The sequence below is a fragment of the Mesorhizobium sp. USDA 3734 genome (assembly GCF_056279665.1).
Map to the genome: position 1 here is coordinate 5,222,643 of NZ_JBWCCW010000001.1, position 16,096 is coordinate 5,238,738.

Below are 16,096 nucleotides of genomic sequence, written 5' to 3' on the forward strand. Positions count from 1 at the left end.
CCCCGTCTGGCGTTTACGCTTTTCTTGGGTAAGCCACTACCATCAATTCAAACATCGCTCGTCGCCGTCCGCGCGCTTCAGGCAGTTGGCAGAAATGGACATTATACGAATTTGTTTCGGATATTCGATCATAGCGAAACCAAATCGATTGACCCAGTTTTATCCCCCCTCAAGAGGTAATGCCGCCCGGATTCGACCGGAATAGGTTCTCGTAAAGGGTGAAAAGCCATCTGCCAATGGCTTTTCCGGTCTCTTGAAGTAACAAGAAACTTCCCAAAATGGGCGTCAAAATATGACGTCATTCCGTGGCAGAGGCCGGAACTGTGGGCTATGATATGGTGTTCTACCGGATCCAAAGCATTCGGATTTAAATAAGCATAGTTCCTGAAAAGAACGGTTGGCGAGAGACATACCGGATCATGCTGCGTCTTCTCTACCAAGAAATATGAACGCTCGGCAAATAAGTTAAAACCAGAAAGATCGAAACCACACTGATCAAACACGGAATTTTTCTCGAAAGCTTGTACGTCAGTGCAAAGGAAACCGAATTGCTGGATCCAATTCGGCATAACAACTGTGGTAGGACTTGCGATCTGGCGAATGTCTTCCGCGATCACTTCATATCCCTCGCCAATAACTCCAGCGTCCAATGTCTCTGTGAAAATGATGTCGGGTTCCGAAGGAAGATCGCCGTCTAGAATTGCTTGCCTCGAGGATTTTGCAATCACCTCGATGCGACCCTGCAATTCGTTGGCCCGGATAATCTCCCGCGCCGTGTCAGCAATTCTCTCATCCATCTCGCATGACAATACCTTTCGAGCCCCATATCTCGCAAAGAGCATCGCCGGAAGACCAGCCCCCGTTCCGATTTCAACAATAGTTTTCCCTATGACATTACCAGAAGCAATAGCGGCCTCTATTCCTGCATTTCGTGCGGTGTCGCGCATCATTGTGAAGTGCCACCCGGGAACTTTAGAATTTGCGTGAGAGGGTGATTTTATTTTGTTCAATTTGATACTCCCAGAGGTCATCGACGATTAACAAAAGCCAAAGATCTCATCGCGAACAACGATCGAGAACAGCCAGTTCAAGCGTGTGAGCTACAAAGCTTTCAGAACACCTTACCAAGGGCCACAATCTGTTCTTGCTCGGGCTCAAGCTTCACAACGGCCACGTTGCGCAAGCTACGTGAGATAAAGTCTTTAGCGCACGGATTGTAGAGCTCCCTGTCAAGCCTGTGTGAAGAGCGAATGAGTATTACGGTTCCCGAAGAGGGAGCAGCAAGATTCGTACCAAGGCACGGAAACGCTCTGAGACCGTCTCCACCGCTAATTAAGTTGCCTACAATACTGCTCAAATTGTGGGAATGCGCCGGGTACCTGTACTCAGTGTCGGTTTGTCGAGATCGCGACGCAGCAGTGTTCACCGAGTGTCCTCCTGTACTCCATTTGACGTATTGATAATTGCACTCCTCCGGACCGTCGATACGACGTGCCTCACGACGGCTAACCACAATACAATTGCAACAGATCCTTCTTAATAACTTTACAAAATCTTTGCGACCACAGATCGCTGACAATGCTACCTTCACCACAAATCTGAGGTCAGGCACGGCTGAAAAAGCTGATGCGAAGCACCGCAACGGAGGGTCAACGCCAATGGCAAGAAGAGCGCTCATCCTGATTGAAGGTACAAGGACCAATGGTCCGCTTTACGTCAAAGCGGCCCATCGTCTTGGCCTTCATCCAATTACCCTGTCAGCTGATCCAGCTCAGCACGACTATCTTGCGGCGGAAAGCATTGAGACATTCCGTGTCGATACAGACAATCTCGATGCGCTGATCCGCGAATGTTCCCGACTACGTGCGACCTATAACATTGTTGGGATTACGAGCGCCAGGGAGGAGGTCTATGCGACAGTTGGCGAGCTCTGCCGGTATTTCGATTTACCGGGACCGAACTCTGCCTCGATTGAACGATGCTGCGACAAATTTACTCAACGTCAGCTCCTCGCGAAGGCCGGCGTTCCAATACCTGCTTATCGCTTGGCAGGGAATGCGATGGAGGTAGAAAGCTCTGCTGCGGAAATCGGCTTGCCGGTCATTCTCAAGCCAGCCGTCGGCACCGGCAGCAGCGGTGTCCGATTGTGCCGCACTGTCGATGAGTTGTCCGAACATACGACCTATCTATTGGGCGGGAAGCACATCTGGCGGTCTTCGCCGAGGATACTGGTCGAAGAATTCGCACAAGGCCCATTCTATTGCGCTTACATAATGGGAAATGAGGTCATTGGGATTGAGGCTGCTGACTTTGGCCCCCCACCGAATTTCGTCTTTCGTGAGGGCATCTTTCCTGCCCCGCTGACTGATGACGAGCATAGGCGTATCGCCGATGTTTCGCTGAGCTGTTTGCAAGCTCTCGGCCTTGGCTGGGGGCCAACGAATATTGATTTCCTGTGGACGAGGCTTGGCCCAGTCGTCATTGAAGTCAATCCGCGTCTTGCTGCCGGTCCTAAAACGATTCAGCTGGCTTACGGTGTCGATCTCGTCACCGAGCACATCAAGCTTGTCATCGGCGAGGAATGGGATTTGCGTAAGAGGCATTCGCACACTGCGGCCTGGCGGTGCCTACTTCCCGATCGCGATGGCATCCTCGATTGGATCGATGGCGACAGTCGGGCGGCTGCTATACCAGGTGTGGCTGATGTTAAATTGTACGCCGAACCAAAGGGGCCGATCGTCAGGAAAGGCGATGGCCGAGACTTTATGGGATTTGTCAGGGCCGTTTCAACAAGCCCAGCTCAGGCTGAGACGATACTTCAGCGTGCCGTCGACTTAATTAGCTGGTCGATCACGCCATTTCCGACCACTGGTGGAGAGGAACAACCTGTAGCCCCTTTGGGACCGGGCAAGAGATGATCGTCGCCGAACATTGGTGAAATTGAGAGCACGAGAGAGTCGCAGGTCGATGATGATGCTTGGTTTCGTTTGTGGCGACAGCCGCCTCTTTCGTGATGGACAGTAGTGGAGGACGCCGATGCCATAAGCGCAGCAAGAATAGCGTTTCTTCTCGATCGAGGCATCTAGAACGGCAGCGTCATTCATGCACTGCCGGAGGCGTCGAGCAATTCCCCGGGGCAAGCGAAATGGAACAGCAGATGCGAGAATTTTTCATGGAGTGCGATAAGGCACCACGTTTGAACGAAATGGCCGAATTTTTTTCGGCTACCGCTGCTGGACGATCAGGAGTTCCGACCAAAGTGCCGCAAATTGATCCGCGCCTTTTCCAGGGGGATGTGGCGCTGGTAGGCCTCAACGATGTGCATCGCCAGATCTGGGGCCGTTTCGGCCCTCATTATTTTAGCAGTATCCCTTATCGTCTCGAGGAGGACATTCGCCTTGGGGATGCGTTCTTAAGATATGGTACTGGGAATGATGATCCCCTGGCTCGATTCTATCTACTGGGCGCCGCCGAAGGGACACTCGCTCGAACGCTAGCCAAGTTGGGCAACGGGAAGATTCAGACCCTTTCGTGCAGTCCGAATAAGGAAAACGAGGAGAGCTTCTTTCTTCACGGACGACCCCCACATGCGACGTTCTTCCTCGGCCCATTCCATCACTTGACCCGGAGCCGAATGGTGACGACGCCGGGACTCACGCATTTTTCCGACGGATTCGACATCATCTTGGAGGATACGACGTTTCAAATGTATTCGCCCAATCGAATGGCCCAGATTGGCTTCGTGAAACGTCATTTGAAAGACGACGGCATATTTCTCTTCTTAGAAAAATTCAAGCAAGATGACACTAAGGAATACTTGCGTCGTGAGCTTCAGAAAGATCACGGATATAAAGCGCGATTCTTCAATCCCGACGATATCAAAAAGAAAAATGATGTCATACTTAAACGGATGAACCTCAACGAGACAACGCTTGAAGATATATCAAAAGCATTGGTCGCGCATTTCAAATATGGATGCGTGACATGGAACTGCGGCAATTTCTACACGCTTGCTGCCAGCAACAGCGCGTACAATCTGCGGCGCCTAATCTCGGCGATGGCCCCGCCCTGCATTCCAAATGAATATGTCTACATAGAAGCTCCCGCTTCGCTGCCGGGATTAGCCTTTGAATTACCACCGTTCCGACGCTCGGAAGCGTCTACGACATGAGTGAGGCCGTTCAAGGACCGCTGCGTCCGCATTACTTGAATGCCACCAGCGAGCAGCCAGTCACTTTATTGCCGGTGTGGGGACTGACGTTGAGTTTTGATCAGCGGCGGGGCCGGCCTTGTTGCGGACGCATTCGACCGGCGACTTACGATGCCATACGGATCGTGATGCTTGTGATGACTGCCGTTCGGTCCGCATATGGTCGGGGAACGCTGCTCTCTTCGGCTCTATCCTCGATCGCGGATGTCCGACAGCGGTTCAGGCAATGGTGCCGATCATCCCGCCGGCATTCTCATCTGTCGGCATCAGAACGATAATCCAAAAACCACCGGATGATATGCAATGAAATCATCGTCTCCAAAGCCCGTAGCCGAAGCGTTGGTGTGGCTTATGCCATACATTTCGCGGTACTCGACGCTTCCAACGTCTAGGTATGCGCATGCCGTTTATGACGCGAAACCAACCGTTGCCGATCCTGTCCGTACGCACGCCCTGGAGCAGATGGAACTGCTACTTGCAGATCGCGCCTTACGTCTGGGTTATCGGCATCAGCAGATTGAGAAACTCGGTAAACAGCTTCGCAGCCGACCGGTCATTCAGACCGGCCCACATTGTCATCTGATTTTTGAACCCGACGCGTTCTATACGCATATTTTTAGTGCCATTGGGCTTCGCTCCCATCAAGACAGCTGGTATTTGTTGTATTCTCCTTCCACCGTAAAATTCACCGAAAGCGCTAAGAAAGGACCCGGTTGGCTGTGGTTGGGTCATCGAACCCTCAATGTCTTCGGGCTGTCACGGAGTAAAATGATTCCATTCAGTGTTTGCGGACGTCATGCGCCGCAGCGGTTTGCTCTGACGAGTTCCGAACAAACTACCGATGCGAACGAATTGGTCGAGCAATTGCAAAGGGCCCTGCCAGATGGTGAATTTCCCTCGGCCGCCGATGCTATCAAGGCAGCCAATCAGTGCCTCTGGCACCGCTTCTTCGCATCGAACTTACAGTTGCTGCAAATTGACGATCTGGACGTGGCGGACCTTGTTGCCCAGCATCTTCGCGATCCGTCCTCATGGCTTTCGTCAACGCTGTTTGGAGCAGGCTCTTTTGCGAAGAGGCTGCTTACTCACTTCAGGTCGGTTGATTGCGGCCAATGGGGCGGCTGGGCGAAGACGACAACCGACTTCTTTTGGCATTTGTCAGGGGGGCGCATCTTTCCCCTGCGGTTGGACGACGGCCAGCTGTTGAATGCAGACGGGACCTTCGTGGTACGATGCGCACCCGACGCGCTTGTCCAATCCTTGAATGAGGGTGAGATCATACCCAGTCTGTTCCTGTCATTTTTGGTGACGTCGGTACTTCCTGGACTGCGGGCGCTCGGCGGTAAGCGCCAGATTGTCTACTATCCAATTATGCGCCATGCCTTGTTGTCTGCCCTTGCCGACTTTCCGTCACCTGCACATTGCAGCTTAACCGCCTCGCTAGAGTCCGACGAACAGCCGGGTATGTGGGGACATCGCACGATCGCACCCGGCCTCATCGACCCGTTCAGTCTGATTGCCCCATCTGGTTCGTCCTGTTTTGAGCAGTTGATCGGCTCCTATGGCGGGATGACTTTGAGCAAGGCATGGGGCAGCTTACCAGCATTCACCGGCGATCCCCTGTGGCAAACGCTATGCGAGCGGCTTGCAACGGACACGGCATTCGAGGATCGCCCAGTTTGGCTCGCTCAGGGGTCAGATCAGAGGTAATTCGTATTTCTCGTTGGTATGTCTACTTGCCGTCCCGGTACCAGCGCAGCGACATGCAGGAGAGCCCGGTGTGGATCTTCTCGATCTCGCGGTCTTCAGAGGCACAACCTTGTGACTTGTCTTTTCGAGCTTCTCGATCGTGCGCGGGTAGTCCGCGCTGACCATGACGATGTCGTTGACGCGCAACACGTTCGCCTCAAGCTCTTCGCCTTCCGGGATGAGGCGGCTCGCCCTACACTGCGCGTCCGAGGATTGCTTCTCTATTCGACAGGTGGAGTCAGCGCTTGTCGAGCTTCCGCTTCGCCGGCGGGTGAGGTCTTTCGCGGGGTTCATGCTTCTCTACGACATCGGCGCTTGGGCGTCGCCTTGATGGGGATCAGAAGAATGAGGCGGAATAAATCTCGGGAGCGTCCTGGTCGTTGTGATGCGACGGAACTGCAACCCTCGCGAACTCACCTCATTCGTCGTCCCGCGAAGCTGTGCGGTCAGGCCTGCGTAAAGGACATGGGTGCCATCGTTTTTCATGGCTTTTGGCAAGGACCGGCGGTGCGCGAGCCCGGCCTTCCCCGCCGACGCATCGGCGGCCCACCTCGGAACAACACAGCGCATGCCTGCTGATCTTCCGACTTCAGCTGTACAAAACCCATCTCCGGACGCTGTGCTGCAACGACGATTGCTTCCGCATCGGCAGCATCGTTTTTCTGCCGTTTGACAAAAAAGGGCCGCGCATATTGAGCTGCGATCAGCTTCACCTCGTAGCCAAGCCTGACGCATTTCTCGGGCCCAGTAGCTCGCGCTGCCGCATGCTTCCATCACACACAGCAGGCGGTTGGCATGCCATGAACTGCCGGAACCGTGACCGCGTCAGCTTCTTACGGACTCAGATACCCGTCATTGTCGCACCGTCAAGCTGGAACACGTTCTTTGCCAGGTCCACCCCGATCATAGTATCTTTCAATTGCCGTCCTCTCCTTCTCGTGGCGTTGAACACCACGACCTTGTCGGGTAGGCGGGGTCGTTGCCGATCCCCACCCCCACAGATCCGGACGTGCAGATTTCCCGCATCCGGCTCCTCACATGCCAGTTTCGCTCATGGACTGCGCCACTGACGGACAATCTTGGCTGGCGGCAACTGATACCTTTCGAGTAGTCCCTGCATTCGGGCCCAGGTAAAGGCATCCTTCTGGCTCCGGCTTCCCAGCCATCGCTTCCAGATGCGCCCGACCTGATTGTGGTAGCAGTTCAGACGTTCCGCGTTTCCCGTGATCCCGTAATAGGCATAGTGCTCGTGCTGCTGCTTGAGCGGCAGGTGCCGATAGGTCTTGCACCAGCGCCAAATCGCCTTCAGCGACCGCGCGTAACGATCCTTGGCCGTGACTTGGTGCGCGGCGACAATCAAGGTGAGAGTCAATTAGGATGAGACTCGGCGGCGGGGGTGTGACGAAGGGAGGGCGTAGCCCGACCGAAGTTAGATTCCCGCCGCGGCGCAATTTTTCGGCGTCTCATGATCGCGGTTGGCCAGTAGCGTGGGTGATTTTCTGATAATGAAGAATCACCGTTGTGCCGGGTCGCCATGTAACCGATCATCAGACGAGGCTTTTTATGAAGTACCGACAAAACCATTCCATCGAGGTCTCCGCCGCCAAGGCGTCGATCAGCCGGGCGACAGCTTGCCGCATCGAGAAGGAAGCGCGTCTTCCATCGCAGAGCAGGCCGCCGCGAGACCCACGCTCGCCGCTTACCTGCTGCAAATCGGTAATCGGAAGCCTCGCCGGAGGCGTACGACGGAAGCCGACGAGCCGCGCAAGTTTTTGATCGGCCGATTTCACTCCTGCTGGCTGTTCACACTATCGAAATCATCCGGTTTATGACCATTCCCGCCTACCTCCGTATTACGTTATGCAATTCCACGTTGGCACGGCTTAGCTCCATCACAGAGCGGCAGACGTATTTCTACCAATCGGGCGAAAAGGCTTGCACCAGTGCTCAAGATTGCGTCGTCGAAGATGAAACCTGGATTATGCAACGGAACATCACCACCATGGCCTAGATTGCAGTAAGCGCCCGGAACAGCACGTAACATGTCGGCGAAGTCCTCACTACCCATCCCCGGTCGGGGCGTCATCAGCACCTTGTCCTCACCAACCACCTCGCGAGCAACGTCGGCAAGCGCGAGACGCATGCTCTTCGCTGTTCTCAAGTACAGTGAAGATATCGCGGATGTCGACCGTGATCTCAACATCGAAACTCATGGCCATTCCTGCTGCAATTAATCCAATTCGATCACGTATCTGGTCGCGGACCTCATCTGCGAACGCCCGGACGGTGCCAGCGAGCGTCGCATGCTCTGGAATGACGTTGTAAGCGGAGCCAGCGTTGATCTGCGTAATCGACAACACAGCTGGCTGGATAGGATGAACATTCCGACCCACAATGCTCTGTAAGGCCTGCGCTAGAGCCGTTGCCACGACTATGGGATCCCGGGCCTCGTGCGGAGCCGCACCGTGGCTCCCGCGACCCTTGATAGTGATGTCAAAGAAATCAGCACCTGCCCCGACGACTCCCGGCCAGACCCCGACTTGACCCGGCTCAAGAGACGGCGAGTTGTGGAGAGCATAGATCTCATCACATGGGAAGCGCTCAAATAGGCCATCCGCTAGCATCGCGCGGGCGCCGCCAAGCCCCTCCTCGGCCGGTTGGAAGATGAACACGACAGTCCCGCTGAAATTCCGTGTCTCGGCCAGGTAGCGCGCCGCGCCAAGAAGGATTGCGGTATGTCCATCGTGGCCGCAACCATGAAAGCGGTTTGGAATTGTGGATCGGTACGGCAGGTTGGTCGCCTCATCCATAGGCAATGCATCCATATCTGCACGGAGCCCGATGCTCCGCCCATTTTCCCCACGACCCTTTAGGATACCGACGATCCCCGTTCGACCAATGCCGCGATGAACCTGAATGCCCCACGTTGCGAGCTTCTCGGCCACGACCTTCGAGGTGCGTACCTCCTCAAAGCCGAGCTCGGGATGCGCATGGAGATCGCGCCGAATAGCCGTCAGCTCATCAGCGAAGCGATCGATCAAGTCGAGTGTGGGCATATGAATGTTTCTCCATTGCAATGGGATCAGGGAAATAAGGCCGGCTTGACGCGGATGCAGCCAGCTTGGTGTGGAAGCTCATACGGCACGCCATCTGCAGCCCACCTCAGCGTCACTTCGGCATCATTTGGAGAATATCGTCAAACTGCACGAGAACGGCCGGAGATCTTTCCCGACCGTCGCTGGGCAGGAGAAGACGAAGTTCCGCGGCCGTAAGAGTGAGGGCTGCACCGGCCTGAAACGATGAGCCTGTCAAGCCCCGTACCGCTCCTTCAGATGCGCGGTGAAATGGGCGGCGTTGAGCTTTTCTCCCGTCGCTAACTCCATCAGTTCCGGTGTCGAATACCGCGAAGCTTGCGACCAGATTTTTTCGCGCCGCCAGTGGGTGACTGTGTCGAAATTTCCTTTCGCAATCTCATCGTCCACAGAAGGATGCAGCTTCTCCAGTGCCGCCCATTGCTGCGCCGCCATCATGGCGCCGAGCGTGTAGGACGGGAAATAACCGAAGGCGCCGCCTGGCCAATGCATGTCCTGCATCGGGCCGTCCTGCGGCGTGTCGATGGTCGACAGGCCGAGGAAGTCGCGCATCTTCGCATCCCAGGCTTCGAGCAGGTCCACGGGCTTCAGCCTGCCGCTGACCAGCTCCTGTTCCAGTTCGAAGCGCAGGATGACGTGCAGCGGGTAGGTGACCTCGTCGGCGTCGACCCGGATGAGCCCGCGCTCGACCCGGTGGACATGGGCGAGAATGTCCGCCTTGCTCCAGGTCTCGCCGAGATATTGCTCGACCAGCGGCAGGGCCCACTCCCAGAAGGCCGGGTTGCGGCCAAGCTGCTTTTCGACGAACAGGCTCTGGCTTTCGTGCATGGCCATGCCGCGCGCCTTGCCGACCGGCCAGTGCGACCATTGCTTGGGCAGGTTCTGCTCGTACATGGCGTGGCCGGTTTCGTGCAGCACGCCCATCAGCGCCGAGAGGAAATCCGTGGTCTTGTAGCGCGTGGTGATGCGCACGTCGGTCGGCACGCCCCCGCAAAACGGATGGTGCGACACCGACAGGCTACCATGGGTGAAATCGAAGCCGACCGCCGCCATTATGGCCAGCCCAAGCTCGCGCTGCTTTTCGATCGGATAAATGCCGGATAGCGGCCGCAGCGGATGTTTGGCAAGCCTTTGCTCCTCTGCCGCCAATGCCTCCCGCACGAAATCCTTCAGGAAGGTTTTCAGCTCGGCAAAGACCGGCGCGATGTCGGCGGCGCGGTGGCCGGGGTCGTATTGCTCCATCAGCGCATCGTAGGGATCCAGCCCGAGCACGTCGGCGCGCAACTGCGCTTCCTCGCGCACCAGCGCAACGATGCCCTCCAGCGCCGGCAAAAAACCCGGCCAGTCGTTTTTCGAGCGCAGGTCGCGCCAGAGCTGCTCGGAGCGAAGGCGGGCCGTGGTCCGGCGCTCGACGAACTCGGTCGGCAGGCAGGTCATGTTGGTGTACTGGCGGTGGAATTCGCGGAGCGCGGTCTGCTGATCCTCGTTTAGCGCCTCCTGTTCGGCAGCCGCGATCCAGTCGGCGATCTCCGGCGCGGTTGCCCGCGCGTGATGCATGCCGGCCAGCGCCGACATCGCCTCCGCCCGTTTCTCGCCGCCTCCGACCGCCATATGAGTCGCCTCGTCGGCACTCAGAATGGCGAGCGAATGCTCCAGCGCTTCGAGCTTGCGGCAAAGCTGGTCGATTTTTTCGAAGGACATGGTGATTCCAATCATTGTGGTGCAGGGAAGGAACAGCACGGTAGATAGGCATTGGACGGTCGAGCTTGCCGCCATCGGCCCCACAAACAGGGCCCGGCGGCGCTGTGGAACGCATTGTCCAAGTTTCGCACACGTGCGGATGGGAAGCGCGCGAGGGTCGGCTGGGCAATCATGCTCATTGCTGGCGCCGAACTGAAGAGAGCCATGGCCGGCGACCGCCGTGGAGGAAGCTCTTCGAAAACAACGTCGGGCCGGGTGGCGTCGACCTCCTACAAGAGGCCTTGGCATGAAGACCATGTAAGAAACAGACATTCCGGCGTTGATGCACACGGGGTTGTTTGGCGCCGCCGCCTCGAGCTCCGCCATGGGGGATGCCGCTTTTCCGCAAACTCGAAATGATCGCAGCCACTTCATCGTCGAACGCCACCATCGATCCGCCGCCGGCTCCGCAAGGTCTGATCGGGGGCGTCATTTGTCGAACACAATATCCGGGCATCCTCCGGCGCAATTCTGGTTCCATGCTTTCGTGACCATCGAGATAAATCTTCGAGCATAGCGTAAGCCAGCTCTTTTGAAGCAGGCACGGGCACAATGCGCTCATGATAGCCGTTGCTGCCAAGCCGCTGTTCCCGGCCGATCACGATTGGAACGAGATCGATTGACTGCAAGCGGTTGTTGCCGTCGAAGCTGCATGTCGCGACGACACTTTTCCAAACGTCGGGCGAACTCCATTCAAACTTGCTGTGAAATATGAAGTTGCCTAATCCAAAAAAGATCGGTGCTCCACGGTAAATTTCGATCGGCTGCAGCACCGGTGCGCCGTGGCTGACAAACGCGTTAGCGCCCGCATCTACGCAGGATCGCGCAAAAGACTGGACCCACCCGGGAACCTCGCGCCAACTCAGCTCCCAATGGTGATGATGCAGATAGGCAATGACAAAAGCACCGTCTGATGCGGCCTTGCGAATCGTGGCGAGTTGACCTTGTAGGCTTGCCTCGTCGACGACAATCCTGCGGCAGTTTTCCGGCGCCCTACGAAAAATTGTCCCGTAAAAGTCGATGTCGTCGGAAGATACTAGTTCGGGCGGGTCGTTCGGCTGCGCGTAGTTGACCAGGTCCGAGAGGTTGCTATGAAAGGTTTCCTGGATTGCGGTCAGGGTCTCAAAGTATTTGTGGTCGACCTCAAACACCCGCGAGACGTCGAGCTTGTTTACGCCCGGTCGAGCGGGACGGGCGTCTGCAGCGTCATCAGCGTACATTATGGCTGGTCCGGGCCCGGCATCCATCGCGACGAGGGCAACTTTCCTCGCGCCGAATTCCTTGACCCCTGCCTGCTGCGCGGCCGTGCCATCGACACCGATTCCCGCATGAAGAAAACCTCGTCCGTCAACTTCCTCAAGCGTCGACAACACCCCGGAAGGGCCGAGATCGAATGCATGGTTATTGGAAAGCGCCAGTGCGTTAAAGCCTATATCCTTCAGACTATCTAAGACGACAGCTGAAGAGCAGCCAAAATAGGAACCCTTCAGCGGCCATCCACCGTGCCGGCCGAGAATGGTGGTCTCGAAATTCGTGAACGAAACATCGGCTTTCTGGATCAGTTCTTGAATTGCGGCAAAGCCCTCATCCGAAACCTGTCGAAGATCGTGGTGAATGAGAGACTGTCCGGTTATGGCCACTGTGAAATTGTTAGGCATAAGTTCCCTTTCTCGGGCACCGACTGGCTGCCCGTTTGCTGAAGAATCAAGATGGTGATGCGCTCGATCGGATAAGACGGTCTATTGAGCTAGGCGACGCAAAGATTTCGCTAGTGTATAAATCTTCGGGGTCGTGCCTCTATTAAACTGCGTGTATACGGATTATCTGACTGCGAGAATATGTATTTTGATGGTCCAAAATCCTCAATCGAGCCATTGTTCATTATATATACGTATGTACATAAGTCTTGCACCAATGCTAGGTCGTGAGAAATGAACAACATCGACAACCGCTGTTCTTTCACGAACTGCTTTAGAAGGGCAATTATTTCCGACTGAACTGACATATCTAGTGCCGAGGTTGGCTCATCGGCTATCACAATTTTTGGGCTGGCCAGTAGTGCTCTTGCTATACATACGCGTTGCTTCTGCCCCCCAGAAATCTGATGCGAATAGCGATTGAGAAGAGCTCGAGGGAGACCAGTGCGATCCATCATGTCCCCAACACTCAGGGCCTTGTTGTCCGGCTGTGCCTTCAGTCCAAATCGGACACTCTCAGCGAGTGTATCAGCAACTGTCATTCTCGGATTCAAAGAGTCGGCCGGATCCTGGAAAATCATTTGGACACGCCCAAGCAGACCACTTTTGCTGCTGCGACGCGAAATGTCATACTCGTCCCGATCAAGCACCACCTTTCCGGCATCCGCCGTTTCGAGACCCGCCACGATGCGTCCGATTGTCGTCTTGCCACTTCCGCTCTCCCCGACAACTCCTGCCACGGTACCGTATGCCAAGCGGAGGCTGACGTCTTGCAGAGCGAATTTCGCTGATCTCTTTCCGAAGAATCGCTGTGAATGAGCACCAAATGCCTTCGACACCCCGTCGACAATGAGGATCGGCGCCTGCTCGTCCCCCTCACAAACTTTCGGCTGATGGCGACGACCCTCGGATTGCTCGTTCACATCTTGCTGAGGTGCACCCTCAGAAATCCAAAGCCGAGGAACTGCGGCAAGTAAGCTGCGCGTGTAATCGTCCTTAGGACAATCAAGAAGCGACGAAGTGGTATTTTCCTCGACCACCCGACCATTCTTCATCACAAGTACCCGGTCGGCAATTTCGGAAATAACGCCCATGTCATGGGTAACGAGAATGATGGAGAGCATCTCTTCATCAACCAGCCGGCGGAGTAGTTTCAGGATTTGCATCTGGACCGTCGCGTCGAGAGCTGAAGTCGGCTCATCAGCAACGATGATTTCGGGTGAACCGGCCAGCGCAATGGCAATCGCGACCCGTTGTCTTTGTCCACCAGAGAGCTGGTGGGGATAGCTACTGTAGCGACGATCGGGGTCCGGTATTCCCACACGCCCCATCAACTCAATTGCAAGAGTTTTGGCTTCCCGCCGCGTGGCTTTGAGATTTGTTGCAAGAACAGTTTCTGCTAATTGGGCGCCGACCGTCATCAATGGATCAAGCGAAGCCGTATGATCCTGAAATACACTGGCAATCTTGCGCCCTCGCAAGGATTCGCGCCTCCAGCCATTCACAACTGCATTTCCATTGAATCGGATCTCTCCTGCCGGCACCTCAAAGCTGGGATCGAGCAAACCTATGATGGCATTAGCTATCGTGGACTTGCCAGCACCCGACTCGCCGATGATGCCAAGAATCTCGCCGCGCTGCAGGTCGAAGCTTATGTCCTCGATCACGGTCATCGATCCGGTCTTCGCCGGATATCTCACTGAGAGGTTCCTTAGTTGGAGCAACGGCAGTGTACTGTTCTCAAATGTCATATCGAACTGCTCCTTGGATCGAAGTCGGATCGAACGTCTTCACCGACGAAGTTGATGCTCGCGATGAGACCGAACAACGCTAGGCCGGGGAAAAAGCTGATCCAGTACTGGCCGGTCAAAAGGTATTGGAATCCGCTGGCCACCATCGAGCCGAGAGAAGGCTTATCTATGGGAACTCCCAGCCCCAGAAAGGACAGCGTAGCTTCCAGCGCGACTGCGCCACCAATTTCGATTGGTATCAGCGTAATCGCTGGGGCGATGCAATTGGGAAGAAGATGGCGTAGGATGACACGTCTGGAGGGCAGTTTCATCAGCCGGGCGGCATCTATGTAGGATTTGCCGGTCTCACTCAATGCGACACCGCGTGTAATTCTTGCAAAACTGGCCCACTGCACGATGATGAGAGCGAGGATAATCCTGTCGATGCCGGGCCCCAATGTTACGATCGCGATGAGCGCGACCAACATGGTAGGCAGACAGAGTTGAAGGTCGACCACTCGCATGATGATTGCGTCAACCCATTTGCCAAAGTAGGCGGCGGCGACACCCGCAGTGACACCGATGAATGCAGCGATGCTGGCGCTGATGAGGGAAACGACGAGACTGATGCGCAAGCCGTAGAGGATGCCACTTACGATATCGCGCCCAAGGCCGTCCGTTCCAAGCAGATATCGATATCCGCCACTTCCTATAGAACCGGGAGGGTAAGACGCCTCCCATCCAAAGATCTGAAGCGGATCATAGGGATTCTGAGGAGCAAGGAGCGGCGCGGCAAGGGCTGCCAAAACATAGAATGCCAGTATTACCACTGGGATTGATAACGCTCGGCGATAAGAAATGTCGACTATCCGCAGGAATGTGGCCGGAAAGAATAACCTCATGCTGATACCCTCACACGTGGATCGAGAATGGAGTATAGAATGTCGACACAAGCATTAATAAAAACTAGTACTGATGAAATGAAAATTAGAGTTGCCATAACCACCGGCCGATCAACCAACTGTATAGAATCTATGAGGAGCTTTCCGATACCTGGCCAAGCAAAGATGCTTTCGACCACAACCGAAAATGCGAGCATGCCACTGAATTGGAGCCCGAGTACTGTCACGATTGGGATGCTGATATTCGGAAGGGTATGCCGGAACAGAATTCGGCCGGATGAAAGCCCTTTCGCTCTGCAGAATCGCGTGAAATCGGTGCGTTCGACTTCTATCGTGCCCGACCTCGCCAACCGGGCAATAAGTGCGACATTCGGTATCGCAAGTGCCATGACGGGAAGAACAAGATGCCTGAGCCCGTCGAGCGTCAGAAAACTCCAATTCTGACCAAGCAAGCTCAACGTTTCTCCCCTCCCCCCAGCGGGAAACCAACCCATAAGAATGGCTCCAAAAAAGATGAGCATCATGCTCAGCCAAAACGAAGGAATGCTCAAAGCGAAAACACTTGACCGCAGGATGAGACCGTCAAGCTTTGAGCCGGGGCATCGGCCTGCAAACAATCCCAAGGCCGTTCCAATCGGTGCAGCAAGCAGCATAGCGAAAAGAGCAAGCTCGAAAGTGGCGGGAAGCTTGCTCAGAACCAGCTCGAAAGCGGGCAGATGATAAATATAGGATACGCCGAAGTTTCCGGTGCTTACATTTTTGAGGAACAGAACATATTGAACCCAGAGTGGCTGATCGAGACCCATAGCGATCGTCGCCTGCCTGATCTGCTCGGCGGATGCGGTTTCCACGTTGACCATCTGGTAGACTGGATTGCCGGCGGCGTGGATGCCAACGAAGCCGATCAGCGACATCACAAGAAGGAGAAAGAAGGCTTGTAAAAGCCTTCCCAGAACAAAGTTTGTCATAGCCATCG

At 55.3% G+C, this 16,096-nt stretch carries 10 protein-coding genes and 4 pseudogenes; 4 read left to right on the forward strand and 10 right to left on the reverse strand.

Annotation, left to right across the window (positions count from 1 at the left end):
* Positions 1 to 128 precede the first annotated feature (128 nt).
* Positions 129 to 950 carry an SAM-dependent methyltransferase gene (locus tag ACZ89F_RS25020; RefSeq protein ID WP_476094682.1) on the reverse strand — a complete coding sequence of 274 codons (822 nt, stop codon included), beginning with the start codon at positions 948 to 950 and terminating at the stop codon, positions 129 to 131.
* Positions 951 to 1,658: 708 nt separating this feature from the next.
* Between ACZ89F_RS25020 and ACZ89F_RS25025 the strand changes: the two genes are divergently transcribed.
* From ACZ89F_RS25025 to ACZ89F_RS25035, 3 genes are all read left to right on the forward strand, one after another.
* Positions 1,659 to 2,918, forward strand: coding sequence for an ATP-grasp domain-containing protein (locus tag ACZ89F_RS25025; protein WP_476097370.1), 1,260 nt, complete (start codon positions 1,659 to 1,661; stop codon positions 2,916 to 2,918).
* Between the two features lie 227 nt (positions 2,919 to 3,145).
* Positions 3,146 to 4,171: a class I SAM-dependent methyltransferase gene (locus ACZ89F_RS25030; RefSeq protein ID WP_476094684.1), complete on the forward strand. Its 1,026-nt coding sequence runs from the start codon at positions 3,146 to 3,148 to the stop codon at positions 4,169 to 4,171.
* A 342-nt stretch (positions 4,172 to 4,513) separates the two neighbouring features.
* Entirely contained in the window at positions 4,514 to 5,920 is a 1,407-nt protein-coding gene (locus tag ACZ89F_RS25035) for a hypothetical protein (protein ID WP_476094685.1), read from the forward strand.
* A gap of 22 nt (positions 5,921 to 5,942) precedes the next feature.
* Here the strand turns inward: ACZ89F_RS25035 and ACZ89F_RS25040 are convergent.
* The 3 genes and pseudogenes from ACZ89F_RS25040 to ACZ89F_RS25050 all read right to left on the reverse strand — a co-directional run.
* A pseudogene (locus tag ACZ89F_RS25040) lies at positions 5,943 to 6,142 on the reverse strand (dimethylarginine dimethylaminohydrolase); the annotation flags it as partial.
* Positions 6,143 to 6,510: 368 nt separating this feature from the next.
* A pseudogene (locus ACZ89F_RS25045) lies at positions 6,511 to 6,866 on the reverse strand (IS110 family RNA-guided transposase); the annotation flags it as partial.
* A 144-nt stretch (positions 6,867 to 7,010) separates the two neighbouring features.
* Positions 7,011 to 7,331 (reverse strand): hypothetical protein, encoded by a 321-nt coding sequence (locus ACZ89F_RS25050; protein ID WP_476094686.1) that lies wholly within the window; start codon positions 7,329 to 7,331, stop codon positions 7,011 to 7,013.
* 149 nt (positions 7,332 to 7,480) lie between these two features.
* Here ACZ89F_RS25050 and ACZ89F_RS25055 point away from each other — a divergent pair.
* Positions 7,481 to 7,657: pseudogene (locus ACZ89F_RS25055) on the forward strand (IS21 family transposase); the annotation flags it as partial.
* Positions 7,658 to 7,817: 160 nt separating this feature from the next.
* Here the strand turns inward: ACZ89F_RS25055 and ACZ89F_RS25060 are convergent.
* The 6 genes and pseudogenes from ACZ89F_RS25060 to ACZ89F_RS25085 all read right to left on the reverse strand — a co-directional run bounded on the left by ACZ89F_RS25060 (position 7,818) and on the right by ACZ89F_RS25085 (position 16,094).
* Positions 7,818 to 9,015 (reverse strand): annotated as a pseudogene (locus ACZ89F_RS25060) (M20 aminoacylase family protein).
* Between the two features lie 252 nt (positions 9,016 to 9,267).
* On the reverse strand, positions 9,268 to 10,752 hold the full coding sequence (locus ACZ89F_RS25065; RefSeq protein WP_476094688.1) for a carboxypeptidase M32: 1,485 nt from the start codon (positions 10,750 to 10,752) through the stop codon (positions 9,268 to 9,270).
* A 410-nt stretch (positions 10,753 to 11,162) separates the two neighbouring features.
* The gene (locus ACZ89F_RS25070) at positions 11,163 to 12,449 is read right to left on the reverse strand and encodes a CapA family protein (RefSeq protein ID WP_476094689.1); all 1,287 of its coding nucleotides are present in this window, start codon (positions 12,447 to 12,449) and stop codon (positions 11,163 to 11,165) included.
* A gap of 110 nt (positions 12,450 to 12,559) precedes the next feature.
* Positions 12,560 to 14,239 (reverse strand): dipeptide ABC transporter ATP-binding protein, encoded by a 1,680-nt coding sequence (locus ACZ89F_RS25075; RefSeq protein ID WP_476094690.1) that lies wholly within the window; start codon positions 14,237 to 14,239, stop codon positions 12,560 to 12,562.
* On the reverse strand, positions 14,236 to 15,120 hold the full coding sequence (locus tag ACZ89F_RS25080) for an ABC transporter permease (RefSeq protein ID WP_476094692.1): 885 nt from the start codon (positions 15,118 to 15,120) through the stop codon (positions 14,236 to 14,238). Before ACZ89F_RS25080 ends, ACZ89F_RS25075 begins: the two co-directional genes overlap by 4 nt.
* Positions 15,117 to 16,094 carry an ABC transporter permease gene (locus tag ACZ89F_RS25085; protein WP_476094693.1) on the reverse strand — a complete coding sequence of 326 codons (978 nt, stop codon included), beginning with the start codon at positions 16,092 to 16,094 and terminating at the stop codon, positions 15,117 to 15,119. The genes ACZ89F_RS25080 and ACZ89F_RS25085 overlap by 4 nt, the downstream gene beginning before the upstream one ends.
* Positions 16,095 to 16,096: the final 2 nt, after the last annotated feature.